We start from the raw sequence: 26,085 nt of genomic DNA, 5'->3' as shown, positions 1-26,085 counted from the left end.
AATCCGCCGCTGATCCCAGCCGCAATCGAGCCGCCCCCGCCCATGTATAACCTGGCCCGCCAGTTACTGTTCAAACTCTCCCCGGAAACCTCCCACGATCTGTCCATCGACCTGATCGGAGCGGGCGGGCGTCTGGGGCTCAACGGCCTGTTCAACAAGGCGCCGATGCAGTTGCCGGTGACCGTCATGGGCCTGCGCTTCCCCAACCCGGTCGGGCTGGCGGCGGGGCTGGACAAGAACGGCGCGGCCATCGACGGCTTCGCCCAGTTGGGCTTCGGTTTCGTCGAGATCGGCACCGTCACGCCGCGCCCGCAGCCGGGCAATCCAAAACCGCGCGTGTTCCGTCTGCCCAATGCCCAAGCCATCATCAACCGCATGGGCTTCAACAACCTGGGCGTCGACCAGCTGGTCAGCCGGGTGCAGGCCGCGCAGTACAACGGCGTGCTGGGCATCAACATCGGCAAGAACGTCGACACGCCGGTTGAGCGTGCCGTGGATGACTACCTCATCTGCCTGGACAAAGTGTACGCCCACGCCAGTTACATCACCGTCAACGTCAGCTCGCCCAACACGCCGGGATTGCGCAGCCTGCAATTCGGCGATTCGCTCAAGCAACTGCTCGAAGCCCTGCGGGTACGTCAGGAAGCCCTGACGCTGATCCACGGCAAACGCGTGCCGCTGGCGATCAAGATTGCCCCGGACATGAGCGACGAAGAGACCGTGCTGGTGGCCAGCGCGTTATTGGAATCGGGGATGGACGCGGTGATCGCGACCAACACCACCCTCAGCCGCAAGGGCGTCGAGGGCTTGCCCCACGGTGACGAAGCGGGCGGGCTTTCGGGCGCGCCGGTGCGCGAACAGAGCACGCACATCGTCAAGGTGCTGGCCGGTGAGTTGGGCGGGCGCTTGCCGATCATTGCCGCTGGCGGCGTCACCGAAGGCAGGCACGCAGCCGAGAAGATCGCGGCGGGGGCGAGTCTGGTGCAAATTTATTCGGGCTTTATCTACAAAGGGCCGGCTTTGATTCGCGAGTCGGTGGACGCGATTGCGTCGATGACTCGCTAAGCGGTCCAGTCGTTAACGGCGTATACGAAAAGAGGGGTTCCGACTGGAACCCCTCTTGGGCTTTAGCCCGCCGCCCGGGTGGGGCGTGCGTGGTAATGATGAAGCGATCAGGAATGTCGAAGAAGCTTTAGGTCAGGCTGTAACGTAAGGGTGGCGTCAGCCGACCGCGTGAAGTTCGTTGAGTCTGTGAATGCCCGCAGTGCCGGTCATACCGTCCCAGTTGTCGCCGCGTCCTTCTCGCCAGCCATTGATCCAGGCTTGACGCACTGACGGTAGAGTAAATGGGCAAAGCTCACGGGATTTACCGGATACGCCGTACTGGTATCCGCGCGAAAATGCTCTTTCCATCGGATCACGCTTAAGTCTTCTCATAGGGTGTTGCCCTCGTTTGTTGACTGTAATGTCCCTGGAGACCTCAGGTTGAGGTCCGGCAGAAAATCTTCTGCCGTTAGCGGCCCGCTGCCGGCGTCGCGGGCTTGAGGCCGCCGCCGTTGCGGCGATGACCTTGGGTGATTTCTAACCAATGAAAGATGCGCTGTGAATGATCGTTTTGTCATAAGAACGTAACCGTTCAGGCATTAAGACCATAAGCAACCACTCGTTTGACAAGTGTTTTTTGAGGGGACCCCTGTTAACCGGGGCTTTCCCATGGCGGTGCAAGTGTTTCGCAATTGAGAGTGCTGGCCGTTTGCGGTCAGTGGAAAAACGACGAAGGGTCAGCGATGTGACTTTTTATTGCAGCCACCGTCGTGCTGAATAGTGGTTTTTTAATATCAAAACGTCGGCGTCCATGCGCTGGCGGACCGTCGCACTCGAAATGTATCGGTGCGAGGGACAGGCACAAACTGTGTGCCGCGCAGGCGTCCTCCTTGAAAGGCGTCTGTTGGAATCGGGCCGGACAATGCGTTGTCCGGCCGCTATAGCCCTAGGCTCTGGAATACTCATGTCGGACCGTTACGAACTTTTCCTCACGTGCCCAAAAGGCCTCGAAGGCTTGCTGGCCGAGGAAGCCACCGCCCTCGGTCTCGAGGAAACCCGCGAACACACTTCCGCCATCCGCGGCACCGCCGACATGGAAACCGCCTACCGGCTGTGTCTGTGGTCGCGTCTGGCCAACCGGGTGCTGCTGGTGCTCAAGCGTTTCCCGATGAAGGACGCCGAGGACCTCTACCACGGCGTGCATGACATCGAGTGGGCTGACCACCTGGAAGCGGAAGGCACGCTGGCCGTGGAGTTCAGCGGTCATGGTTCGGGCATCGACAACACCCATTTCGGCGCCTTGAAGGTCAAAGACGGCATCGTTGACCGCCTGCGCACGGCAGACGGGGTACGCCCGTCGGTGGACAAGCTCAACCCGGACCTGCGCGTGCACCTGCGTCTGGACCGCGGCGAAGCGATTCTGTCCCTGGACCTCTCCGGCCACAGCCTGCACCAGCGCGGCTACCGTCTCCAGCAAGGCGCCGCGCCGCTCAAGGAAAACCTGGCCGCCGCGATCCTGATTCGTTCTGGCTGGCCGCGCATTGCCGCTGAAGGCGGCGCGCTGGCTGACCCGATGTGCGGCGTGGGGACCTTCCTGGTCGAAGCGGCGATGATTGCCGCCGACATCGCGCCCAACCTCAAGCGCGAGCGCTGGGGTTTCTCGGCCTGGCTGGGCCACGTGCCCGCAATATGGCGCAAACTGCACGACGAAGCGCTGGAGCGTGCGCAAGCGGGTCTGGCCAAGCCGCCGCTGTGGATTCGCGGTTACGAAGCCGATCCGCGGCTGATTCAGCCAGGCCGCAACAACGTCGAACGCGCCGGCCTGAGCGAGTGGATCAAGATCTATCAGGGGGAAGTGGCGACCTTCGAGCCGCGTCCCGACCAGAACCAGACCGGTCTGGTCATCTGCAACCCGCCGTATGGCGAGCGTCTCGGTGACGAAGCCAGCCTGTTGTACCTCTATCAGAACCTCGGCGAACGTCTGCGTCAGGCCTGCCTGAACTGGGAAGCGGCGGTGTTCACCGGTGCGCCTGACCTGGGCAAGCGCATGGGCATTCGCAGCCACAAGCAGTACGCGTTCTGGAACGGCGCACTGCCGTGCAAGCTGTTGTTGATCAAAGTGCTGCCGGATCAGTTCGTCACCGGCGAGCGTCGCACCCCGGAGCAGCGTCAGGCCGAGCGTGAGCAAGCCGCTTACGATCAGGCGCCGGACGAGCCCCAAGAGCGTCAGTACAACAAGAATGGCAATCCGATCAAGCCGACACCGGCCCCCGCTCCGGTCATCGAGCAACCGCGCCTGAGCGAAGGCGGGCAGATGTTCGCCAATCGCCTGCAGAAGAACGTCAAGGCGTTGAGCAAGTGGGTCAAGCGCGAAGGCATCGACTGCTACCGCGTCTACGATGCGGACATGCCCGAGTACGCCATGGCCATTGACCTGTACCACGACTGGGTCCACGTTCAGGAGTATGTCGCGCCGAAGTCCATTGACCCGGAAAAGGCCTCGATCCGCATGTTCGATGCGCTGGCGGCCATTCCTCAGGCGCTCGGCATCGACAAGAGCCGCGTGGTGGTCAAGCGTCGCGAACGCCAGAGCGGCACCAAGCAGTATGAGCGCCAGAGCGCCCAGGGTAAATTCAACGAGGTCAACGAAGGCGGCGTGAAGCTGCTGGTCAACCTCACGGATTACCTGGACACCGGCCTGTTCCTCGATCACCGGCCGATGCGCATGCGGATCCAGCGCGAAGCGGCGGGCAAGCGGTTCCTCAACCTCTACTGCTACACCGCGACGGCCAGCGTGCACGCGGCCAAAGGCGGCGCGCGCAGCACCACCAGTGTCGATCTGTCGAAAACTTACCTGGACTGGGCGCGTCGCAACCTGTCGCTGAATGGCTTTTCGGACAAGAACCGTCTGGAGCAGGGCGACGTGATGGTGTGGCTGGAGGCCAGCCGCGAGGAGTACGACCTGATCTTCATCGACCCGCCGACCTTCTCCAACTCCAAGCGCATGGAAGGCGTGTTCGACGTGCAGCGCGATCAGGTGCAACTGATCGACCTGGCGATGGCGCGCCTGGCGCCGGGCGGCGTGCTGTATTTCTCCAATAACTTCCGCAAGTTCCAGCTCGAAGAGACGCTGGTGGAGCGTTATGCGGTGGAGGAAATCACCCAGCACACCGTCGACCCGGACTTTGCACGCAACGGCAAAATCCACCGCGCGTGGAAAATCACCGCGCGTTGAGGGTGACTGGCAGGCTGAAGCGTCGGGATAACTGACGCATCAGCCTGGGTTTCCCGAAGCCGATGCACCTGCGTGTCGCTCACACTGGCCACGCCTCTGATGATCAGCGCTGCACCGCCACGCACTTGATTTCCACCAGCAGGCCGGGCCGGGCCAGTTCGCTGACGCCCATGCATGTCCATGCACAGGTGCCACGAGGGAAGACGCTGTCTTTCACCGCCCTGAATACGGCCATGTGACGGTGCAGGTCGACGTGGTAGGTGGTCAGGTCGACGACGTCTTCGAAGGTGCATCCTCCAGCGGCCAGCACGAGCCGCAGGTTTTCCCATGCGGCCAGGAATTGCTGCTCCGGGTCTTCGATGACTGTCAGCTCAGGGGTGCGACCGACCTGACCGGCGCAGTAAAGCGTTTTGCCGACCTTGATGGCAGGGGCATAGCCCGCGCGCTCGGCGAGTAGACGCATTTCGTCCGGGACGATGAGTTGACGGTCGGTCATGTGGACGCCTCGAGTTTCGTTGGAGGCGCACGCTATCCCAGGTGGTTGATATCCGTCCAGAGCGTGGGTGGCCTCTCGGTTTTCGAGAGGTGATGTGTGACTGGCCCGAACGTCAGCGTTTTTCCGTTTTGCATTGAGAGCGCGGAAAGAAAGTCGGCGCAAAGTGTTCGGGTGGCAAAACCTTCCGCCTCCTTGCCCGGTAGTCCAGGATAAATCAAACTCCGAACGCCAGGTCATGATCATCGATAAAGGATGAGTCCATTTTTTGAGGCAAGGGAATGCGTAAATCAAGAGTCATCATAATAGCCACCCTGTCAGGGCTGATAGGGGCTGTTTTGCCCATGATAACGATGGCCTACATTTCCTGGGAAAGGGCCCTGGCCAAAGAAAGAGCGCATTTGGAGACCTACTCCGAGCGGGCTCTCAAAAACATTAGTTTGTCATTGCAGCAAGGACTCAACGTTATATCGGACATGGAGAACTGGTCCGGAACTCCGTGCTCTCCCGAGCATATTTCGTTGATGCGAAAAGCGACCGTGAACACTCGTGCGGTGGAAGAAATTGATTATCTTGAGCAAGGGTCGCTTGCTTGTACCTCATGGGGCGTCACGTCGATACTGTCTGGATCGACGACGTCGACCTATACCGATGCGAGAGGCTATAAAATCAATGTTCGCCTCATCCCGCGTGACCACGGGATCCAGCCGATTACCATCATCCATCGTGGTGCCTACAACGTACTTATAAATGCAGAAAGGCTGAGCGACATCATTCTGGATGATCGAATGCAGCTCGGGGTTTTTTACCAAGGTCAGTTAGTGAATATCTCTCGGGGCGCGGATGAAAAGACGATCTCCCGACTTGCATCAAGTCACGATCGAAATAATAAAGACTATCTCCATGCGGCTTCCACTCAGGACGACTGGTCCGCGCTTGTGATGGAGCCCATTACCAGCGTCGACACAAGCTTTTACAGCGAGCTGGCCTGGATGCTGCCGATTGGCATAGGTATCGGTTTCGTCGTTGTGCTATCCGTGATCCGAATCATGCGCATCAGACTCTCGCCGATGGCGGAGATGCAGATCGCAATCGCCCAGCGGGAGTTCACTGTCCACTATCAACCGATCATTGATCTTGAAACAGAACAATGTACAGGGGCCGAGGCATTGGTCCGATGGCTGAGACCAGACGGAACGGTTGTGGCCCCTGATCAGTTCATTCCGCTGGCTGAGGAAACAGGGCTGATTTTGCCCATCACTGACCAAGTCATCCAGGGCGTCGTCCGAGACATGGCGCCACTTCTACGGGACAACCGTGATCTCCATGTCGCCATCAACATATGTGCAGATGATCTGAAATCCGGGCGTTTTCTTGACACGCTTGATCATGCGTTGAAAGGCTCCATGATTGACAACAGTCAAATATGGATAGAGGCAACTGAGCGAGGCTTCATTGATGTTGAGTCGGCCGTTACGACACTTGAAAGAGCGCGGGCGCTGGGGTTCAGGATTGCAATCGATGACTTTGGTACGGGGTACTCGAGTTTGCAATACCTTGAGCGCCTTCCGGTCAATGTGCTCAAGATAGATAAATCTTTCGTGGACGCCATCGATAAATCGTCAGCGTCCAGTTCGGTGGTGACGCATATTATTGCAATGGCTAAAACACTGGGTCTGGACATTGTTGCCGAGGGGGTCGAGAGCCCCCATCAGGCGGATTACCTGCGAATGCATAAGGTGGATTACGCTCAAGGTTGGCTGTACTCGAAAGCATTGCCCTCCCATGATTTTCTGAACTTCATCAACACCCAAAAAAACCGCTAGGGCATCTCCGCGATCTTCCACAGATCAAGGAGCTGGACATTGCCGGAAACGGGGCACCTTGGCGGTGCCCGCTGCGCTGAGTTTCTGCGCAACAGGGATCAATGCACCGCCCACGAACGGGGTGCCGGGGTGTGGCTGAATTTGGAGATGCCTTTGACCCAGAATCGCCGATGAGGATTCTGGTCCGGCGGCAGCAAGGGCTGGCTCGACCACTGGTGATGACGCTTGGCTTCATCGCGATACGCTTTCCACTCCATCGCCTCGGCGGTGTCCTGCGCGGCGCGTTCGTCATCGAACCAGCCCAAAACAGAAACTTCACCTTGATCGCGGCCATGCTCTACCAGCAGAAAAATGTTTGTGTACATACCTGTGCCTTTCACTGATCCGGTCCGACCCGACATTTCGGGCTCTACGAATAACGTATCGACAGCGGCGGCGGAAAATTTAGCCCCGGGTTTCTCTGCCGGCTTTTGCGGTGTGACGCCCGGCGCCTTCCCGGCTAAAGCCGGTCCCACGGGACAGCGGCATCACTTCGGCAGAGGGGTGAGGATGTCGGCCTTGTCGTCCAGCAGAATGAACACCAGCAACTTCGCAGGCTGGATGGCGCTGGCATTTCGCGATTCGTAGTGTTTGGAGCCAGCCGGCTCGTACCACGTCTGGCCCGCCTTATAGGTGATCGCCTTGCCGTCGTTGACTCTCGAGATCACCTCGCCTTCCAGCACGTAAGCGATCGCGCTGCCGCTGTGACTGTGGGCGATGGAGGCCTGGCCCGGCGTGTAATCGACGGTCAGGACCATGGCCTTTTTGCCCGGTGCATTGAGCATCGGGTGCTCTTCCAGCACGGTGACCTTTTCCTGCTCGGCATCGTGGGCCTGGACGCTCCCCACGGACAGCAAGCCGGCGAAGGCCAGCCAGCAGAGCGGGGCGGTGAGGGGATTGAGGGGTTTCATGAGCGGATCATCCGGCAGCGATTGATGACCACTACGCTAAGCCCGCAGAAGCAACTCGGCTACGTCCAATTGCCCAGAAGATCACGGGACCAATGGCTGATCCCCAGAAACGAAAAAAGGGCCGAATCACATTCGGCCCTTCATCGTATTCAGTGCTGCCCCCTGCGCAGTCGCGCTCAAGGGCACACTGTCAGCACAGCAGCGATTACTTGCTGCCGCTGGACCCGCTTGCGCCACCGCCAGTACCGCCGCCGCTGCCGCCCATGCCGTTGCCGTTGGTCATGCCACCGCCATCAGCGTCGGTGCGGTTGGTGCCATTGGTGCTGCCCATGCCTTTAGTGCCTGGGGTCGACGTGCCTGGCGAGCTGCCGTCGCTGCTCTGACCGCTGGTGGAGGTGCTTGGCTTAGGACCGTTCTTGTCGATCGGATCGGTCGGGCCGGTGGAACCTGCAAATGCGGAGCCAGTAGCAACAGCCATCAGGCCAGCGAGTGTCAGGGCAGTCAATTTTGTCTTGATCATGATGTGAATCCCTTTGTTGTCATGGATACCTATTGGTCAGTCGGGGAATGCAAGAGGTGCATTCGTCCCGACGAACGGTCATCCACGATCAACGAGGTTTGCTTATTTCGCGCGCAGCTCGTATCCCACCGCCAACGTCTGCAGATCAAAGCGATCAGAAATGCTCGAGCAGTAGCTGGTCCGCGCCAGGAAGGCCCCGGGGCCGTTCAGATAAGACTCGATGTCCTGCGCGCCTTCACACAGCGCTATCGTTCGACCCTTGAGCAACCCGCTGGCCTGCGCCGAACGTAGCGCACCGTTGGGGGTCCAGTCGGCGACGATCAGCGCGCCCTGCGGAGCCGATTGTTCGTAACTGTGCACGAAGGTTTCCGCCGAGCGGTCCCGCAGGTACGGCGCCATGAAGTAATGGATATCGTCACGGAACGGCAGCGCTTCCTTGTGGGTCGGCAGCGAAACGGCGCCGCTGGCGTAAACCGCGTACACCGCGAGAATGGTCACCGGGCCGCTGAAAGGCAGGGCGTACGCGACGACGGCGGCCTTGCGACGCGCCAGCCATGCCTGCACATGGATCACGCCGATGATGCTCAACAGCACCGCACCCGGCAGGAAAAACGTGAAACGATCGGTGACGTTGTACGACACCGCAAAGATGAAGTTCAGCACCGCCGCGCACCACAACAGTCGCAGGCGCCGGCTTCTGGGGAACAGCACCAGCGCCACCAGTTGCGGGCCAAGCAACGACAGCATCAGCAGCCCCACCGAGTTCTTTTCGTGCCACATGTCGTCGAAGCGAAACAGCGAGCCTTGCCAGCTTTGCTCGGTGGGGTTGTCGGGGATGCCGATCAGGTAACGATGGCCGATGTCGATCAGGCTCAGGCCATTCTGCATCTCCTGCAGAACACCGGGAATCGCCACCGCAAAGCCCAGCACAAACCCCGGAATCGTCAGCAAAACCCGCGCCCTGTGCTGCCACACCAGTTGCACATACAGCGGGAACAACACGATGAACGTCAGTTGATGAATGGCCGCAGCCAGCCCAGTGAGGATGCCGATGACGAACAACGCGGTGAGCAGGCCCAGACGCGATTTATCGCGAAAATGCACCATGTACGCCAGGGTCACCAGCAGCGTGTGCAGCAAGTAAACCTCGGCCTTGGTCGAGACCCAGAACACGCAATGGCACAGCACCGCAGCGGCAATCGCCAGCAAGGCCTGCTGCGACGTGGCGCCGATACCTTTGGCCAGACGGAAGATCGCCCAGCCCAGCGGGATCAGCAGCATCGAGTTCATGAAGCTCAGCACCAACGGGCCGAAATGGGCGAACAGCGCCGTGGTGACGAACAGGTACAACGGGTGATCCAGCGGCCCGAGGGTGTCGCTGAAGTAGCGGCCCTCCGAGGCGTCGGCGATGAAAGTGCCATTGTCCATCCATTGAATGGGTCCGCTGGACGCCAGAAAACTCCAGAGGACGGCGGCCACCGCCAGCAACAGGGGAATGCCAAACAACGCTCGATAACGTACTGCTGCCACCATGACTTGCACTCCTGTCCCTTAATCCCGTCGAAAAGCGTTATTGAATCGGTTGAGCCTGAGGCGTCGCCGCCTCGCTTTTGAGCCTGATCAGCATCACCGCGCCGATGGCCACGGCGAACCACAGCGTCGCCAGCCGAATCAGTACGGTGGCGGCCACGGCGTCGGCGCTGTTCATGCCTTTCCAGACCAGCAGCCCGACCATCACCGCCTCCGCGCCGCCGAGGCCGCCGGGCATGAAGCTCACTGCGCCGGCCAGCATTGCCAGGGCGTAGACGAACACCGCGAAGGTCAGCGGGATGTCGGCGCCCATCCATTTCAGAATCCAGTCGAACGCCAGGGCCTCGGCGCTCCAGGCGACGACGCTCAAGGCGGTCAGGCCGAGCATCAGGCGCAGGCGATGGCATTGCTGCGCATGCACCAGCACCTGCAGCAGATGGCGCAGCAGCCCGAGCACCTTGCTGCCACCGGCCGGTACCGTTTCGGTGATCCGCTCAAGCAGGCGACGTTGCGACAGCACCACAAGCCCGACCGCCACCAGCGCCACGCCGACCACGATCATCGGCCACGCCTGGGGGTACAGCGACAGGCCGAACAGGGTCAGCAACACCACCGCAAACAGGTCCGAAAGCCGTTCGCTGAAAAACGCCGCGAAGCTCTGCGGGTAGGGCACGCCCCAGCGTTTCAGCAGCACGCCGCGCAACGCCTCACCGGCCTTACCCGGCGTGGTGGTCAGGGCAAACCCGGCCAGATAAATGTTCAGGCTCGGCTGCCATGGCATCGGATGGCCGAGCACCTTCAGGTAGGTCTGCCATCGCACAAAGCGCAGACCGTAATTGACCGACGACATGAACAGCGCGATGACGATGCCGACCAATCCGACCTCACTCACTGCGGCGCCCACCGCCTGCCAGCCGCCCCACAGCGAAAAGCCCAGATACCCCAGCGCCGAACCGACCACCGACAGCACCACCGCGCGGTAACGCCAGCCGGACAGGTGCGAAGGCTCTGGCACGGCTTCGCTCATAGATTCAGCCTCTTGAACACCGGCTGCGGGATCGAACGAATGACCAGCATGATCAGCGCCCAGAAACCCGGTGCGTAGAGCGTCGGCACCTTGTTGGCGATGCCTTTGACGATGCGCTGGGCGACCTGCGCGGGTTGTGCGAGCAAGGCCGCCGGCAACGACAGGCCCTGGGTCATCGGCGTGTCGACAAATCCCGGCTTGATGGTGGTGACGTGCACGCCCACCTTGAACAGCCGCGCCTGCAAGCCTTCGCAGTAGGTCGACACCGCCGCCTTGGCGCTGCCGTAGAGGTAGTTGGAAGGGCGGCCTCGGTCAGCCGCCACCGAAGAAATGATCGCCAGGCTGCCGCAGCGCTGGGTTTCGAACTGCATCGCCAGCACGGTCAGCAGGGCGATCACCGAGGTGCAGTTGTTGGCGAATTCCTTGAGGGCCATGTGCACGTCGCGCTCGCAGGCCTTCTGGTCCGGCAGCGTGCCGTGGGCGATCAGGGCGATGTCGATCTGTCCCAGAGCGGTCAGGCAGCGCCCCATCATCAGCGGGTGCGCCTCGATGTCGTTGGCGTCCATCTCGTGCAGCGTGACGTGGGTCGCCCCGCGCGCCTTGAGGTCAGCGGCGGTTTGCTGCAGCTTCTCGACGTTACGCGCCACGAGAAAAAAATCGCTGCCTTCCGTGGCCCACAACCGTGCGCACGCACTGGCGATGGCGGAGGTGGCGCCGATGATCAGGATTTTCTTCACTGCAGTTTTCATAGGATCACACGGCTCCAGAAACGGGACATCAAAGAGGGATCCCGCAGCGCTTCAAGCTGCTCCCAGGCGGGGTAGGCGCGTCGGAAATCGGCGCCGCTCATGTGGGCGTCCTTGGCCGGGTACAACCGCCCGCCGGCAGCGCGAACAATGTCGTCCAGGCGCGGGAACAGAACGTTTTCCAGCGCCTCGCTCTGGGCAAAATCCAGCGCCAGCGAAGTGCCCTCCAGCGGGAATGACAGCAGACCCGGCGAGGCAATGTCGCCACAACGCTTGAGCACGGCGAGGAACGAGCCCTGGCCGGCGTCGGCGATGGTGCGCAGCAGTTCGCCCATGGCCGCTTGGGCGTTCGCCGCAGGCACCACGCATTGGTATTGCTGAAACCCCCGACGGCCATAAATACGGTTCCAGTGCAGGATCCGGTCGAGTGGGTAGAAGAAAGGTTCGTAAGCGCTGCGGCCCTGCTTGCGCTGGCTGGGGTGCAGGCGCCAGTACAGGCTGTTGAAGGCGCTGAGGGAGATTTTGTTCATCAGCGACACCGGCGGCGTCAGCGGCACGCTGAGCTTCTTGCGCTGACCGACGTCGAGTGAGCCGTACTGCGCGTGATCGCCGACGATGAACACACCGCGTCCGGTGTCGGCGCCCTTGGCCAGGCAGTCGACCCAGGCAACGCTGTACTCGTGACGCGCGTCGAGCTCGGCAGACAGCGCGAAGAACTCGGCGAGATTGGCGAAGCGCACGGTGGTGGTGTCGATCTGGCTGGCGCGGATCGGCATCAGCTGAATCTGCGCCCAGTGAATGACCCCGGTCAGGCCGAGGCCGCCGATGCTGGCGGCGAACAGGTCGGGGTGGGCATCAGGCGAACACGCCACTTCCGGCTCGCCATGGCGTAACAGGCCGAAGCCCAGCACATGACGGCCGAAGGTGCCGCGCAGGTGATGGTTTTTGCCGTGGACGTCGTTGGCGATGGCGCCGCCCAGCGTCGCGAACTGAGTCCCGGGCGTCACCGGCAAAAACCAGCCTTGGGGGATGGCCACGGCCAGCACTTCCGCCAGGGTGATGCCGGCTTCGGCCTTGATCACGCCGGTGGTCCAGTCGGCCTCGATCAGCCGGTCCAGCGAGCGCATGTGCAGCACTTCGTCGCTGGCGGCCAGGCAACTGTCGCCGTAGCTGCGGCCGTTGCCGTAGGGCAGGCTGCTGCGGTGGGCGCCGATCACGCGGTCCATCTGCGCCGGCAGTTCGTCCAGCCACACGCAGCCGTGACCGCGTTGCGGTCGACGGGGGAAACGTCCCCAGGAATACAACGGTGCGCTCATGCGGCGATCCAGAACATCATCAGAAATGCGGCGCCGATCAGTTGGCTGGTGCGGTCACGAATGGCGAACACCACCGGGTCTTCGTTCATCTGCCCGCGATGGGTCAACATCCACACCCGCGTCACCCAGAACAGCAGCAGCGGGCAGGCCAGCCAGATGATGTGCGGCGTGACGTACAGCTCGGTGGTCTTCGCGTCCTGGATGTACAGCGCCAGCACCATCACCGCGAGATAACCCGACGACGCCCCCAGGGAGGCGATCATGTCCAGGTCGCCGGGGTGGTAGCCGCGGCCGCGGGCCAGGGTATTCACCTCCCGGGCGCGGGCATCGCGCAGCTCGGCGTAGCGTTTGACCATGGCCAGGCTGAGGAAGATGAACATCGAGAACGCGAGGATCCAGAACGTCAGGGTCAGGCTGAACGCCGCGACGCCGGCGATGATTCGGGCGGTGTAGAGCATCGCCAGGGCGATCACGTCCCAAGCCATCAGGCGTTTGAGTCTCAGCGAATAGGTCAGGGTCAGGCCGTAGTAGGCGGCCATCACCGCCGAGAACTGCCAGGGCAGGAGCAACAGCGCGGCGCCAAAGGCCATCGCCAGCAGCGTCGGCACCATCACCAGTCCGGTCTTGATCGACAGACGCCCACTGGCGAACGGCCGTTTGCATTTGCTCCTGTGGTGGCGGTCGTCGCACAGGTCCAGCAGGTCGTTGAGGATGTAGACGCTGGAGGCGCACAGGCCGAAGCAGAGGAAGGCAATGACGCCGTCGCGCATCAGCTCGAATTGCGCCAGGCGATGGGACGCCAGCAGCGGCACGAAGATCAGTGCGTTCTTCAGCCACTGGTGCAGGCGCAGGGCCCTGCGCCAGTCCCGCAGGCTTGGCGTGTTGCTATGAATGGTCGGTTCGACGCGCACTTGCGCGTTTACTTTTGCTTCCACCCCGCGACCGGGGTTGACCACATAGGCGTGGCGGGACACATCCCATATGGGCAAGTCATCTTTGGAGTTGCCAACGTAATCGAAACCGCCCTCGCCGAAGTGCGCAACTAACAGGTCGCGCTTGTTGTTGCCGGACAAGTTGCGGTTGGTATTGGAGGCCATCACCAGATCAAATAATTGCAGGTGTTCGGCGATGCGCTCGGCCAGGCTTACATGACTCGCCGTCGCCAGTACCACCATCCGGCCGGTGTCACGTTCGCGCTGGATCATCTCGATGATCTGCGGATCGTATGGGAGCACCGAGACGTCTATTTCGGAGTTGAGGGCCAGGCCTTCTTTGAGCGCGGCCTTGCCTTTGAACAGCCAGCCGAGCATTTTCAGGGCTTTCAGCGGCTGGCCTCGAACAAACGCCATGGCCGTTTCCATGAGCAGATCCGAGCGCAATAACGTGCCGTCGAGATCAACTACCAACGGTGGGGAAGTTTCGAGAACTCGTCCCTGAATTCTGGCCATAGTGAGTGCTCCTGTAGGGTCACGGGACTATAAACAAAATAGGATTTTCACAACTTCATTTAAATTAAAGAGGCGCGCCCCGCACGTCGGCGAAGTGGCGTCAGAATAAAATGGCGCATGTTTAAGGGAAGTCTGCGGGATTATTTCTCATTAATAAGCCAAGCGCTGCCGGGGAATTGGCGACCAACTAATGACTTCTCGAGAATGACGGTTTAGTGCCGTATACAATTCGTCGATTCTCGTCTGTCTGGGTTTAGCGTGCTCCCAGGGCAGCGCCAGAGCCTGACTTCGGAACGGCGCTGTCGTTTCGACTCGCATCGCAGTCATAATGACTCGGCCCTTGCACCCCCTTCCCATGCCATGACCGGGAGCTTCCATGACCCATCCTCTACTGCTGGCGCTGATTCCGCTGGTTGCCGACCTTTCCCGGGACCTGCCGGACGATGAGCGCTACCGCCGGTTGCTGCGATCGCTGCGCCAGCTTTTTCCGTGTGACGCCGTGGCGTTGCTCAGGCTGGAGGATGAGGTGCTGGTGCCTTTGTCCGTCGAGGGCTTGAGCCCGGACACATTGGGGCGACGATTCCGGCTGGGGGAGCACCCGCGGCTGGACATCATTCTGCAAAAACGCGAGCCGACGCGTTTCTCCACCGACTGCGACCTGCCGGACCCATACGACGGGCTGGTCGAAGGCGTGCATGGCGATCTGGAGGTGCACGATTGCCTCGGCTGCCCGCTCTACGTGCAGAACACGCTGTGGGGGGTGATCACGCTGGATTCTGTTGATCCGGCGCGCTTTGGCCGGGTTGATCTGGGCGATCTTCAGGCATTCGCCAGCCTGGCGGCGGCCACCGTGACGGCCAGCGAGCGGATCAGCCAACTGGCGCGCGGCTTTGAGGATCAACGCCACTTGGCCGAGGTGTACAAACGTGCCGCAGGCGGACGCGGGCCCCGGGAGCTGATCGGGCAAAGCCCGGTGCACAAACGTTTGCAGCAGGAAATCCAGCTGGTGGGCAACAGCCCGCTGACAGTCTTGATCACCGGCGAAACCGGTGTGGGCAAAGAGCTGGTCGCCGAGGCCATTCACCTGCAGTCACCCCGGGCACGGAAGCCGCTGATCAGCCTTAACTGCGCCGCGCTGCCGGAGCTGTTGGTGGAAAGCGAGTTGTTCGGTCACGTCAAAGGGGCGTTTTCCGGCGCGGTCAGTGGGCGCAGCGGTAAATTCGAGCTGGCCCACGGCGGTTCGTTGTTCCTCGATGAGGTGGGCGAGCTGCCGCTGCCGGTGCAGTCGAAGTTGCTGCGGGTGTTGCAGAGCGGCCAGTTGCAGCGGGTCGGCTCCGATCAGGAGCATCGCGTGGACGTGCGCATCATCGCCGCGACCAACCGTGATCTGGCAGAGGAGGTGCGCGCCGGTCGCTTCCGCGCGGATCTCTATCACCGCTTGAGCGTTTACCCGCTGGTGGTGCCGCCGTTGCGCGAACGGGGTCGCGATGTGTTGCTGCTGGCGGGGTATTTTCTGGAGGAGAACCGGGCGCGGATGGGGCTGCGCAGCTTGCGCATGAGCCCGGCGGCGCAGGCGGTGCTGTTGGCGTATCCATGGCCGGGGAATGTGCGGGAGCTGGAGCATCTGATCAGCCGCGCGGTGCTCAAGGCGCTGTCGGTGCATCGCGAGCGACCGCGGATTCTGACGATCGAGGCGGATGTGTTGGGGCTTGAGGAGTCAGGGGCGCCTGCGCCTGCTGTGTTGCGTGTGAATGGCGCCATGCCGGTGATTCTGCCGGGGGAGGGGTTGAAGGAGGCGGTGGACGGTTTTCAGAAGCAGCTGATCAGGGAGGCGCTTGAGCGGCATGACGGGAAATGGGCGGATGTGGCGCGGGAGCTGGGTGTTGATCGGGCTAACCTCAGTCGCCTGGCCCGGCGATTGGGAATTCGGTAGGTTTTTTCGGATCAAGATCCTTAGGATCAAGAGCGTCTGCCTAAGGGCAGACTGTTTCGCCTTCGGCGAGTTACTTGGAAAAGCACCCCAAGTAACCAAGGGTGCTTGCTCCTGGTTGGGCTCCTCCTTCGTCGGAGTACCTTCACTCCGGTCTCGCTCCTTGGGCCCGCGCCGAACGGACATCCATGTCCTGACGGCGCTCTCGCCGCATCCATGCGGCTCGACCCCCTCCGCGAGACCTGCGTTCAGCCTGCACCCAAGTCGCGATTGGCGGTGACTGGGCTTTTTGTGGAGGAAGATCAAAGGCAACGGCAACGGCAACGGCAAAGGCAAAAGCAACGGCTTCCCGGCTGAAGCCGGTCCTACAGTCGGAGCCAATCCCACTGGATGCATGCGCTGCTGTTAGTGGGACCGGCTTTAGCCGGGAAGACGCCAGCCTAGGCGCCAACAATTTTGATGACTACACCCCCTACCTGTGGGAGCGAGCTTGCTCGCGAATGCTTTATCTCTAACACCGAAGATCCGGTGGATGTACCGACCCCTTCGTGAGCAAGCTCACTCTCACAAGTCCCCGGGCTTGATCTGCTTCTGATCTGCTTCTGATCTGCTTCTGATCTGCTTTTGATCTTCATGCGCAAAAGTCCGGTCACCACCAATCGCGACTTGGGTGCAGGCTGAACGCAGGTCTCGCGCAGTGGGTCGAGCCGCATGGATGCGGCGAGAGCGCCGTCAGGACATGGATGTCCGTTCGGCGCGGGCCCACGGAGTGAGACCGGAGTGAAGGAACCCCGACGCAGGAGGGGCCCAACCAGGAGCACAAGCCCTTGGTTACTTGGGGCTTTATCAAGTAACTCGCCGAAGGCGAAACAGTCTGCCCCCAGGCAGACGCTCTTGATCTTCTCTCAGCCGCACCGCGAACCCTATCGATGAGCAATATCCTCCAACGCCAGATTCCGCGTCTTCGGTCCAAACCCGCCAATCGTGATGATCACAATCAACATACTCATCACAATGAACGTCAACACCCCTGGCGTGCCGAAGTGATCCAGGAACAACCCGATCAACAGACTGCTGAACACCGTCGACAGACGACTGAACGAATAACAGAACCCCACCGCCCTCGCGCGGATGTTGGTCGGGAACAACTCGCTCTGGTACGAGTGATAACTGAAACTCAGCCACGCATTGCAGAACGTGATCATCACCCCGCAAAAAATCAGCCCGGCGGCCGTTGTCTGCTGCGCGAACAGCGTGCCGAAAATCATCGAGCCCAAGGCCGAGCCGACAATCTGCCATTTGTTCTCGAATCGGTTGGCAAACTTCACGAACAACAACGGCCCCAGCGGATAGGCGAGGGTGATCACGAAGGCATACGCCAGACTGTGGGTCACGCTCACGCCCTGACCCGACAGCAATGCAGGCAGCCAGTTGCCGAAACCGAAAAAGCCGATCGCCTGAAACACATGAAACACAATCAGCATCAGCGCGCGACGGCGATACGGCGGTTGCCAGATGTCGGCGAAACGCCCCTTGCCTTCGACCGCCACATTGTGGGTTTCCGGTTCGTCCAGGGCCTGGCCGTGGTCTTTGATGCAGCGGGCTTCGAGGTCGTCCATGATCTTTTCCGCCTCGCTGAAGCGGCCGTGTTGCGCCAGCCAGCGTGGTGATTCCGGCAGGCGCGAGCGCAGCCACCAGATGAACAGCGCGAACACGGCGCTGGCCAACACCACCCAGCGCCAGCCGGCGACGCCGAACGGGTCCTGCGGCACCAGCCACCACGACATCAATGCCACTGAAGGCACCGACAGGAACTGCACGAAAAACGCGAAGGCGAACGCCGAGCTGCGCATCCGCTTGGGCACCAGTTCCGAGAGGTACGCATCGATGGTCACCAGTTCGATGCCCAAGCCGATGCCCACCAGAAAGCGCATGCAGATGATGCCCAGTGCGGAGGTCTGTATGCCCATCAGCACCGTGGCGACGGTGTACCAGATCAACGCGAAGGTGAAGATCGCGCGGCGGCCGTAGCGGTCGGCGATCGGGCTCAGCAGGCTCGCGCCGAGAAACAGGCCCAGGAAGGTCGCCGACGCGAACGCCGCCTGATCGGAAAAGCCGAACACGCCCTGCGCCCCGGTGGCGAACAGCCCGTCGCGGACCAGGCCGGGACTGATGTAGGCGGTCTGGAACAGGTCGTAGAGTTCGAAGAAACCGCCAATGGACAGCAGCGCCACCAGTTTCCAGATCGTGGCGACGGCGGGGAGCCGGTCGATGCGGGCGGAAATCCGCGCCGCGCGTATCGGGTCGAGTCCGTCCTGCATCGGGCGGGGGTTATCGGGGCTGTCAGAGGCGGCATGCATTATTGTTTTTTCCGGATCGGTGAGACGCAGCATGTTAGTGCCCCAGAGATTCAAGACAAAACATTTCTGCGCGTTTAAGCTCCGGGACTGACCGCCACCACGTTTCGGATTCCCGTGAAGTACAAACTCCCGACCACCGCTACCGCGCCTTTCTGCCCGTCGGCAACCACCGACAGCGTCGCCATTCCCGCCAACGCGTCATTCCTGCGCAAGCTGATGCTGTTCGTCGGCCCCGGCCTGTTGATCTCCATCGGCTACATGGACCCCGGCAACTGGGCCACCGCCATCGAGGCGGGTTCGCGCTTTGGGTATTCGCTGTTGTTCGTGGTGGTGCTGGCAAGTCTGTCGGGCATGGTGCTGCAAAATCTGTGTTCACGCCTGGGCATCGCCACCGGCCGCGATCTAGCGCAGCTGTCCTCGGAGCACTACAGCCGCCGGGTCGGCATGGGCCAGTGGATTCTCGCCGAGCTGTCGATCCTCGCCACCGATCTGGCGGAAGTGCTGGGTGCCGCGCTGGCGTTTCACCTGCTGCTGGGGGTGTCGATTACCACGGGGGTAGCGCTGACGGCATTCGACACGGTCATCGTGCTGGCTTTGCAGGGCGCCAATTTCCGGCGACTGGAAGCCATTGTCCTGGGGCTGATCGCGACCATCGCGACGTGTTTTTTCATCGAGCTGGTGCTGATCAAACCGTTCTGGCCGGACGTCGTGGCGGGGCTCAAGCCGTCGTGGGAGATGCTGAGCAATCAAGAGCCGCTGTACATCGCCATCGGTATTCTCGGTGCGACGGTCATGCCCCATAACCTGTACCTGCATTCATCGGTGGTGCAGACCCGGGTCAACGGCACGTCGGTCGAAAGCAAGGCCAGCGCCATTCGTTACGCCCGGGTCGACACCATTGCCTCCCTGAGCCTGGCGCTGGTGATCAACGCCGCCATTCTGATTCTGGCGGCTGCCGCGTTCCACGGCACCGGCCATAGCGACATCGTGGAAATTCAGGACGCCTACCACCTGCTCGATCCGCTGGTGGGCGGCGCCGTGGCCAGTGTGCTGTTCGGCGTCGCGCTGTTGGCGGCAGGGCAGAGCTCGACGTTCACCGGCACCATCGCCGGTCAAGTGGTGCTGGAGGGGTTTCTCAAAGCGAAGATCCCGTGCTGGCAACGCCGCCTGGCGACACGCGGCCTGGCGCTGATTCCGGCGTTTGTCGGGGTGATCTGGTTTGGCGATGGTGCGGTGGGCAAGATGCTGGTGCTCAGCCAGGTCGTCCTCAGCCTGCAGTTGCCGTTCGCCCTGTGGCCGCTGATCCGCTTCACCAGCGATCCGCAACTGATGGGCCCGTTCGCCAACAGCCGCCTGACCAAAACCCTGGCCTGGGGGCTGTTCGGATTGATCTCGGGCGCGAACCTGACCCTGATGTTTTTCTGGGTGACCTGACGGTTTCGGGTCTGGGCGAGTCGCCTCAGGCCCTCAACTCAGCGCAGCTCAGCTCAACAAGATTCCCCGCGCCATGCCCGTGGCGGCGATGACGATGATGACCATCAGCAGCGCCTCCATGTGGCTGATCCGCGCGAACCGCCGGGACAGGGACGTATCAATGGGCTGGTTCTTCTTGAACGCGATGCGCCATTTGATCAGCGCGAACATCGGCACCACTTCCAGCGCCAGCATGGCCACGAACGCCGCCATTTTCAGGTGAAACAGTGGCTGATGCAGGTAGTAGTACGAGCCTTTTTCCAGCCCGCCGAACGCCCGAAACGCCCCGGTGATCAGCAGAATGCCCGCTGAAACGCCCCAGATATTGTCGACCACGAAGACATCCCTGAACGATCGCGGATCATCCGTGCGCAACCGCCGCAACGCCCGTCCCCTCGCCAGCACCGCCGCTATGGCAAAACCGAACGCCAGAAGGTGCAACGCAGCCAGTACCCATTTGATGAGCATGTTTCAACTCCCCCGAGCGATGTGCAAAGCAAGCGTCAACGGTTCAAGCTTAGCGGGTCGTTGGCGTTACGCCTTGATCGATCAAGTGGGAAAAGAAAAATAATCCGTCGGGGCGTCGCTCATCATTTCTGCGGGTGCTTGCCCTCGCGGTGCGGATGAACAAAATCAAAGTAGAACGCCGATATGCCGAACAGCGCTATCACCGAAAGAATTATCAAACCGATCACCGAGTTATCCATCACGCTCATCCAGCAAGTCGCCCGAAGGCCGAGCGCCTATTCATTCCTTTTGCCGGTGCAACTGCAATCAATACGACGGGATCTTTACGCGAACAGTGCTTCACCTGACGCCATTTATATATGCGCCTGTCCCTGCGGATCTACTTGTGGATACAGAACCACCGCCGCGCGAAGTTTGTCGGCGCCAAAACAACTCATGCCGGCGAACTCTTTGTGGCTGACCGGCATGTATTGGCAATCCATGGCCTGACGCTGTTGGCTGTGATCGATATCGGGGTCGTGCAAATACACAAAGTCATCATCGCAACCGGTGACCAGCACCCAGTGCGGTGCCTTGGAACGGGTCAACCGGCAGCTGCTGATCAGCACCAGCGCCAGGCTGCTGTCCTTTTGCAGTTGCCAGAGATTAAGCGGCGCACTGCCCAGTTGACGGACCGCGCTTTCAGCCAGCTCGCGGCTGAATTCTTCATGCACCAGGCGCATGACTTCTCGTTTTTCTTCGCTGCGCACGCCGGCAAGAAACAGCGGCCCGCGCACCGACACTTGCAGACCGACCTCGAACCCCCGGCGCAACGCGGCAAGTGCCAAACCTTGCGGGCTGCAACCGCCATGGCCGGAGGTCATGAACACCGTGGTCGCCTCGCGCCAGATCTGCAGCTCCTCATGACGCTGCATGGCGCGTGGCGGTTGCAGGGCTTTCATCGCCATCAGCAGGCACGCCGGGCCGCAGCTGAAGTCCAGGGTTTGCGGGTAGTAGGGCACGTGGCGGGCAACGCCGGTGGCGTGTTCGCGGATGCGTTTTTCGTAGCGCAGCGCCGGGGCGTGGTCTTCGTAGTAATCGTCGATGCGGTCGAACAGGCGATAGCCGTTGCGCTCGTACAAGCGAATCGCCGGGGCGTTGTCCGGGCGGACTTCGAGCCGCAAATAGGCACACTCACGCTCAAGGGCATGCTGTTCGGCCTGGGCCAGCAGTTGCTGCCCGAGGCCCTGGCCCCGGGCATCGTCGCTGATCGCCAGGGAGTAAAGCCGGCCCAGCGACGTGCCGCGATGGCACAGCACCAGCGCGTAACCGGCCAGACGTTGATCGGCCTGATCGCGCAGCGCGACGATCAATCGCGCATTGGCCCGCGTGACCATCCAGTGAAAGCTGCGCGCATTCAGGCGGTCGGATTCAAAGCACTGGTTTTCCAGCACCAACAGTTCATCCACATCCGCTGGCTGGGCGAGGCGATATATAAAGTTCATGTCCGACACCGTAAAGAGTGAGTAACGAAACGGGACATTTCTACAAAGCCATGTTTTATAGAAAGGACTGTTTCCCGAAGGATCAACTCATGAATGCGGTGCCGGTGAAGACCGACGAAGTATCAGCACAACCTCAGCGTTCGGCAACTTTAAATGTCAATCCGCTGAGACCTGTTTCATCCCGAAGCCAACTGGTGATTGTTGTGGAGCGGCTCGAAGACTGGTCGTCTTACTTGCCCAGCGAACACTTGATCAGCGCCCAGGACTACCTGGAAAACCCGCCCCAGAACACTGCCGGTCAGCGGGTGCAGGTGATCAACCTGTGCCGCAGTTACCGTTACCTGGGCCACGGTTATTACTGCTCGCTGCTGGCTGAAGCCCGGGGTCACCACGTGATTCCGTCGGTGAAAACCATCAGCGAGCTGACCCGCAAATCCCTTTACGGCCTGGCCCTGGATGACCTCGACAAGCGCCTCGAACACGCGCTGCGGGACCATCCGTATGACGAAACCGAAGGCTTCACCCTGAGCCTGTATTTCGGTCAGACCGATCTGGCACCGTTGCAGGACCTTGCCCGTCAATTGTTCGAAGCGTTTCCGGCGCCGATCCTGCTGGTGGAGTTTCGCAAGCGCGACAACTGGCACATCGTCGGCATCAAGACCGGCGCCTTGACCCGCCTGCGTGATCATCAGCAGGACCAGTTCGCCCAGTCTCTCGACAGTTTCAGCCGCAAGATCTGGCGCCAGCCCCGGTCCCCTCGCACCTATCGCTACGACCTGGCGATCCTGCATGACCCGCAGGAAGCGTTGCCGCCGTCCAACCGCAAGGCGCTGGATAATTTCATCCGCGTCGGCCAGCAACTGGGCGTGGACGTCGAGCTGATCGAGAAGAAGGATTACTCGCGGCTGGCCGAATACGACGCGCTGCTGATCCGCGAGACCACCAGCGTCGACAACCACACCTACCGCTTCGCCAAGAAGGCCGAGAGCGAAGGGCTGGTGGTGATGGATGACCCGGCGTCGATCCTGCGCTGCACCAACAAGGTCTACCTGACCGACCTGCTCAAGAGCCACAAGCTGGGCATGCCGGCCACGGAAATCCTCTACAAGGAGCGACCGGATGATTTGGAGCACGTCGCGGCAAGGCTTGGCTTTCCGCTGGTGCTGAAAATCCCCGATGGCTGTTTTTCCAAGGGCGTGATCAAAGTGCAGGACGCGCAGCAATTGCAGGAAGCGGCGCGGGAACTGTTTGAGCATTCGGTGCTGTTGCTGGCCCAGGAATACCTGTACACCGAATACGACTGGCGCATCGGCGTGCTCAATCGCAAACCGGTGTTCGCCTGCCAGTACTTCATGTCCAAGGGGCATTGGCAGATTTACAACCACAAGGCCATCGACGCGGAAATCAACGGCGAGTGCCGCACGCTCGCGGTTCACGATGCGCCAAAGGCCGTGGTGGATCTGGCGGTGAAGACTGCCAACCTGATCGGCGACGGGCTGTATGGCGTCGACTTGAAGCAGTCCGGCGATCGCGTGGTGGTCATCGAAGTCAACGACAACCCCAACCTCGACGCCGGCATCGAAGACGCCTGGCTGCAGGACGATCTGTACGCGCTGGTGCTGGAAGAGTTCATTCGCCGCCTCGACATCAAACGTCGCGGTCTGGCGGGTTAGGCCGGTGATCAAGGGCCACCGCCTGGAGGCGGGCAGGTTACGGGAATGCGCCGAAGCCGAGGCCAGCGTGCTCTGGTTCAGCGACCCGGACGCCGCCGAAAAGACGCTGCTGCTGGAGCGCTTCAACCTCGACGACCACGCTCTGGCCTCGGCGCTCGACCCCGACGAGGTGTCGCGCATCGAGTTTCATCCGGACGCGCTGTTCATGATCTGGAAGCGCCCGGAAAACTACTCGGGCAAGGACACGTTTTCCTTCGACGTGTCGTCGTTCGGGGTGCTGCTCAGCCCCCATCACATGGTGCTGATCTGTGCCGACAGCCAGCAGATCAGCGACCTGGGGCAGCACCGGCCGATGCACACGCTGCTGGACGTGTTGCTGGAGGTGCTGTTCCACAACATCCATCATTATCTGGGTCACCTCAAAGTGATCAAGATGATCGCCCGGGAATTGCAGCAGCAATTCAATGCGTCGATGGACAGCCGCCATCTGGTGCAGATGTTCAACCTCAGCGAAAGCCTCGTCTATTACATCAACGCCATCGACAGCAACGGCTCGGTGCTGACCCGCCTGCGCAATCACGCCCACAAGCATCAGTTCTCCGGCGACAGCCTGGCGCTGATCGAAGACATGATTATCGAGAACGAGCAGTGCCATAAACAGGCGAACATCTATTCCACGGTGTTCGCCAGCCTGATGGACGCGCGGGGCAATCTGGTCAACAACAACACCAATAACCTGCTGCGCAAGCTGACGTTGATCAACGTGGTGTTCTTGCCATTGAATCTGGTGGCGGGGATTGGCGGGATGTCGGAATACAGCATGATGACCACGCCCATTGCGTGGTGGATCAGCTACCCGGCATTGCTGGTCGGCATGGCCGGGCTGGGCGTGGGGATGGTGGTGATACTCAAGCGCATGGCACGGGCGAGTCAGTGCTCAGTGGGCGCCCGAGGGGTTCCCACTGAAAGGGGCGCGACGTCTTATTCCGACGCCTGCAAACCCTTCTGCCTCATCACCTGGTTCTTTTCTTTCTTGTACTGCAGCGCGACTTCCGGCGCCGGGCCGCTCTTGCCGGTTTCCATCCACAGACGCATGCGGCTGGCATCGGCGAAGTGGGTGTATTTGCCGAAGGCGTCGAGAATGACCACCGACACCGGACGATTGGCCATGCTGGTCAACAGCACCAGACAGTGACCCGCCTGGTTGGTGAAGCCGGTCTTGGTCAGCTTGATGTCCCAGTTGGATTTACGCACCAGATGGTCGGTGTTGCTGAAGCCGAGGATGTAATTCGGCTTGCGGAAGGTCACGGTTTTCTCCGGCGTGGTGCTCAGCTCGCGCAGCATTGGGTAGTTCCGCGCAGCAAGGGCCAGCTTGGTCAGGTCACGTGCGGTGGAAACGTTGTACACCGACAGCCCGGTGGGCTCCATGTACACGGTATGGTTCATGCCCAGTGACTTGGCCTTGGCGTTCATCGCCCGGATAAACGCCGGATAACCGCCCGGGTAGCTGTGGGCCAGACTTGCCGCTGCGCGGTTTTCCGACGACATCAGGGTGATCAGCATCATGTCGTGGCGGTTCAGCTCACTGCCGAGCTTGACCCGAGAGAACACGCCTTTCATTTCGGCGGTCTGGGAGATGTCGACCTTGATCATCTCGTCCATGGGCAGCTTGGCGTCGAGGGTGACCATCGCTGTCATCAGCTTGGTCACCGAGGCGATCGGCACGACGATGTCGGGGTTACTCGCATACAACACCTGACCCGTTTGCAGGTCGGTGATCATGGCGCTGCCGGAGGCCAGATGAAGATTGGCCGGGTCGCGATTGAACGCCGCCGGCTCTTTCGCCAGTGCGGTGGTGGAAAATGCGGCGGTGGAAAGTGCGCAGCCTGTAAGTGCAAATAATAGGCCGATGACGGTTGGGCGAATTTTCAAGAGCAAAGCTCACTAAAGGATGGAAACAGCGTGGAACGTCGGACTTTCTTCAAGCACGACAACAAGTTCGGCGCATTTTAGGAGCAAGTTTCTGAAGTTGTCGATGGGGCGGTGCGGGGTTTCGCTAATAAAGCGCAGTTGTATAGGCCAGGTTCAGGTGGCGGATCCAAAAAGCCTGTATTTAAACGGGTCGAATTGACGATTATCGGCCGGCTGACAAACAGCGCTGCGCATCAACAGCGAATCGTTACGCAAAAAAAGCCCGCGTCATTGAAGAGGCGGGCTAAAGGGGTGTGCGGAGCAACGCACGATTCACAGGGAAGAGCGAATAGGGGTTCAGCTGTTGAGCGAGCGGCATTCCAGTTGCTGCGACAGGGCCTGCGCCGCTGGCAGTGAAGGCAAAGGACCACTGACGGGTTCGCCGTTGTGCATCAGGTACCAGCACGCCAACAGACCGCGCTCACGCAGCTGAGAGGGAACTGCGCTGCCGACAACCGACATGATTTGAACCTTGGTCATAAGTGCCTCCAACAATCTATGGCGCTACTTTACGGCGCGACCGGTTGATGCAGAAATCACCGCTCTCGATAGTCGTCATTGATGAGCGGGTAGGGACAGTGATGGAGACAC

The 26,085-nt window shown here is 60.9% G+C and carries 21 protein-coding genes and 1 pseudogene; 7 read left to right on the top strand and 15 right to left on the bottom strand.

Features of this window, described 5'->3' with window-relative positions:
* Nucleotides 1-42: 42 nt before the first annotated feature.
* Nucleotides 43-1,065 (top strand): quinone-dependent dihydroorotate dehydrogenase, encoded by a 1,023-nt coding sequence (locus QWI20_RS02920; RefSeq protein ID WP_369304092.1) that lies wholly within the window; start codon nucleotides 43-45, stop codon nucleotides 1,063-1,065.
* A 156-nt stretch (nucleotides 1,066-1,221) separates the two neighbouring features.
* On the opposite strand, the gene QWI20_RS02915 is transcribed toward QWI20_RS02920, so the two are convergent.
* Nucleotides 1,222-1,437, bottom strand: coding sequence for a ribosome modulation factor (locus tag QWI20_RS02915; protein WP_074887169.1), 216 nt, complete (start codon nucleotides 1,435-1,437; stop codon nucleotides 1,222-1,224).
* A gap of 571 nt (nucleotides 1,438-2,008) precedes the next feature.
* Between QWI20_RS02915 and rlmKL the strand changes: the two genes are divergently transcribed.
* Nucleotides 2,009-4,279 carry a bifunctional 23S rRNA (guanine(2069)-N(7))-methyltransferase RlmK/23S rRNA (guanine(2445)-N(2))-methyltransferase RlmL gene (gene rlmKL, locus QWI20_RS02910; RefSeq protein WP_192172447.1) on the top strand — a complete coding sequence of 757 codons (2,271 nt, stop codon included), beginning with the start codon at nucleotides 2,009-2,011 and terminating at the stop codon, nucleotides 4,277-4,279.
* 103 nt (nucleotides 4,280-4,382) lie between these two features.
* Here rlmKL and QWI20_RS02905 read toward each other — a convergent pair whose 3' ends face one another.
* A complete protein-coding gene (locus QWI20_RS02905; RefSeq protein WP_369304091.1) occupies nucleotides 4,383-4,775 on the bottom strand; it encodes a RidA family protein in 393 nt (130 codons plus the stop codon).
* Nucleotides 4,776-5,125: 350 nt separating this feature from the next.
* Here QWI20_RS02905 and QWI20_RS02900 point away from each other — a divergent pair, with 350 nt between their 5' ends.
* Nucleotides 5,126-6,598, top strand: a complete 1,473-nt coding sequence (locus QWI20_RS02900; protein ID WP_369304090.1) for an EAL domain-containing protein — start codon at nucleotides 5,126-5,128, stop codon at nucleotides 6,596-6,598.
* 98 nt (nucleotides 6,599-6,696) lie between these two features.
* Here the strand turns inward: QWI20_RS02900 and QWI20_RS02895 are convergent, their stop codons facing one another.
* The 8 genes from QWI20_RS02895 to QWI20_RS02860 all read right to left on the bottom strand — a co-directional run bounded on the left by QWI20_RS02895 (nucleotide 6,697) and on the right by QWI20_RS02860 (nucleotide 14,135).
* Nucleotides 6,697-6,963 carry a hypothetical protein gene (locus QWI20_RS02895; RefSeq protein WP_192172450.1) on the bottom strand — a complete coding sequence of 89 codons (267 nt, stop codon included), beginning with the start codon at nucleotides 6,961-6,963 and terminating at the stop codon, nucleotides 6,697-6,699.
* 162 nt (nucleotides 6,964-7,125) lie between these two features.
* The gene (locus QWI20_RS02890; RefSeq protein ID WP_369304089.1) at nucleotides 7,126-7,548 is read right to left on the bottom strand and encodes a cupin domain-containing protein; all 423 of its coding nucleotides are present in this window, start codon (nucleotides 7,546-7,548) and stop codon (nucleotides 7,126-7,128) included.
* Nucleotides 7,549-7,753: 205 nt separating this feature from the next.
* Entirely contained in the window at nucleotides 7,754-8,068 is a 315-nt protein-coding gene (locus QWI20_RS02885; protein ID WP_192172452.1) for a hypothetical protein, read from the bottom strand.
* A 102-nt stretch (nucleotides 8,069-8,170) separates the two neighbouring features.
* On the bottom strand, nucleotides 8,171-9,601 hold the full coding sequence (locus tag QWI20_RS02880; protein ID WP_369304088.1) for a DUF2723 domain-containing protein: 1,431 nt from the start codon (nucleotides 9,599-9,601) through the stop codon (nucleotides 8,171-8,173).
* Between the two features lie 37 nt (nucleotides 9,602-9,638).
* On the bottom strand, nucleotides 9,639-10,625 hold the full coding sequence (locus QWI20_RS02875; protein WP_369304087.1) for a YbhN family protein: 987 nt from the start codon (nucleotides 10,623-10,625) through the stop codon (nucleotides 9,639-9,641).
* Nucleotides 10,622-11,362: an SDR family oxidoreductase gene (locus QWI20_RS02870; RefSeq protein ID WP_369304285.1), complete on the bottom strand. Its 741-nt coding sequence runs from the start codon at nucleotides 11,360-11,362 to the stop codon at nucleotides 10,622-10,624. Before QWI20_RS02870 ends, QWI20_RS02875 begins: the two co-directional genes overlap by 4 nt.
* Nucleotides 11,363-11,370: 8 nt before the next feature.
* Entirely contained in the window at nucleotides 11,371-12,687 is a 1,317-nt protein-coding gene (locus QWI20_RS02865) for an FAD-binding protein (RefSeq protein ID WP_369304086.1), read from the bottom strand.
* Nucleotides 12,684-14,135, bottom strand: a complete 1,452-nt coding sequence (locus tag QWI20_RS02860) for a UbiA family prenyltransferase (protein WP_369304085.1) — start codon at nucleotides 14,133-14,135, stop codon at nucleotides 12,684-12,686. The genes QWI20_RS02865 and QWI20_RS02860 overlap by 4 nt, the downstream gene beginning before the upstream one ends.
* A gap of 376 nt (nucleotides 14,136-14,511) precedes the next feature.
* Between QWI20_RS02860 and norR the strand changes: the two genes are divergently transcribed.
* Entirely contained in the window at nucleotides 14,512-16,068 is a 1,557-nt protein-coding gene (gene norR, locus QWI20_RS02855) for a nitric oxide reductase transcriptional regulator NorR (protein WP_369304084.1), read from the top strand.
* A 920-nt stretch (nucleotides 16,069-16,988) separates the two neighbouring features.
* On the opposite strand, the gene QWI20_RS02850 is transcribed toward norR, so the two are convergent.
* Nucleotides 16,989-18,386: an MFS transporter gene (locus QWI20_RS02850; protein ID WP_369304284.1), complete on the bottom strand. Its 1,398-nt coding sequence runs from the start codon at nucleotides 18,384-18,386 to the stop codon at nucleotides 16,989-16,991.
* 153 nt (nucleotides 18,387-18,539) lie between these two features.
* Between QWI20_RS02850 and QWI20_RS02845 the strand changes: the two genes are divergently transcribed.
* Nucleotides 18,540-19,859, top strand: a complete 1,320-nt coding sequence (locus QWI20_RS02845; RefSeq protein ID WP_369304083.1) for an Nramp family divalent metal transporter — start codon at nucleotides 18,540-18,542, stop codon at nucleotides 19,857-19,859.
* 48 nt (nucleotides 19,860-19,907) lie between these two features.
* On the opposite strand, the gene QWI20_RS02840 is transcribed toward QWI20_RS02845, so the two are convergent.
* Entirely contained in the window at nucleotides 19,908-20,366 is a 459-nt protein-coding gene (locus QWI20_RS02840) for a DUF2214 family protein (RefSeq protein WP_122624181.1), read from the bottom strand.
* A gap of 353 nt (nucleotides 20,367-20,719) precedes the next feature.
* Nucleotides 20,720-21,850, bottom strand: a complete 1,131-nt coding sequence (locus tag QWI20_RS02835; RefSeq protein ID WP_369304082.1) for a GNAT family N-acetyltransferase/peptidase C39 family protein — start codon at nucleotides 21,848-21,850, stop codon at nucleotides 20,720-20,722.
* Nucleotides 21,851-21,939: 89 nt separating this feature from the next.
* Here QWI20_RS02835 and QWI20_RS02830 point away from each other — a divergent pair, with 89 nt between their 5' ends.
* A complete protein-coding gene (locus QWI20_RS02830) occupies nucleotides 21,940-23,523 on the top strand; it encodes a RimK family protein (protein ID WP_369304081.1) in 1,584 nt (527 codons plus the stop codon).
* Between the two features lie 4 nt (nucleotides 23,524-23,527).
* Nucleotides 23,528-24,454, top strand: a pseudogene (locus QWI20_RS02825) (magnesium transporter CorA family protein); the annotation flags it as partial.
* Between the two features lie 50 nt (nucleotides 24,455-24,504).
* Here QWI20_RS02825 and pbpG read toward each other — a convergent pair.
* On the bottom strand, nucleotides 24,505-25,455 hold the full coding sequence (gene pbpG, locus QWI20_RS02820) for a D-alanyl-D-alanine endopeptidase (RefSeq protein ID WP_192172464.1): 951 nt from the start codon (nucleotides 25,453-25,455) through the stop codon (nucleotides 24,505-24,507).
* Nucleotides 25,456-25,791: 336 nt separating this feature from the next.
* Nucleotides 25,792-25,974 (bottom strand): hypothetical protein, encoded by a 183-nt coding sequence (locus QWI20_RS02815; protein WP_369304080.1) that lies wholly within the window; start codon nucleotides 25,972-25,974, stop codon nucleotides 25,792-25,794.
* Nucleotides 25,975-26,085 lie beyond the last annotated feature (111 nt).

It is taken from the genome of Pseudomonas sp. W2-17, assembly GCF_041060445.1.
Taxonomy (GTDB): domain Bacteria; phylum Pseudomonadota; class Gammaproteobacteria; order Pseudomonadales; family Pseudomonadaceae; genus Aquipseudomonas.
The sequence above is the reverse complement of the archived record's forward strand: the minus strand, read 5'-3'. Positions and strand labels throughout refer to the sequence as shown.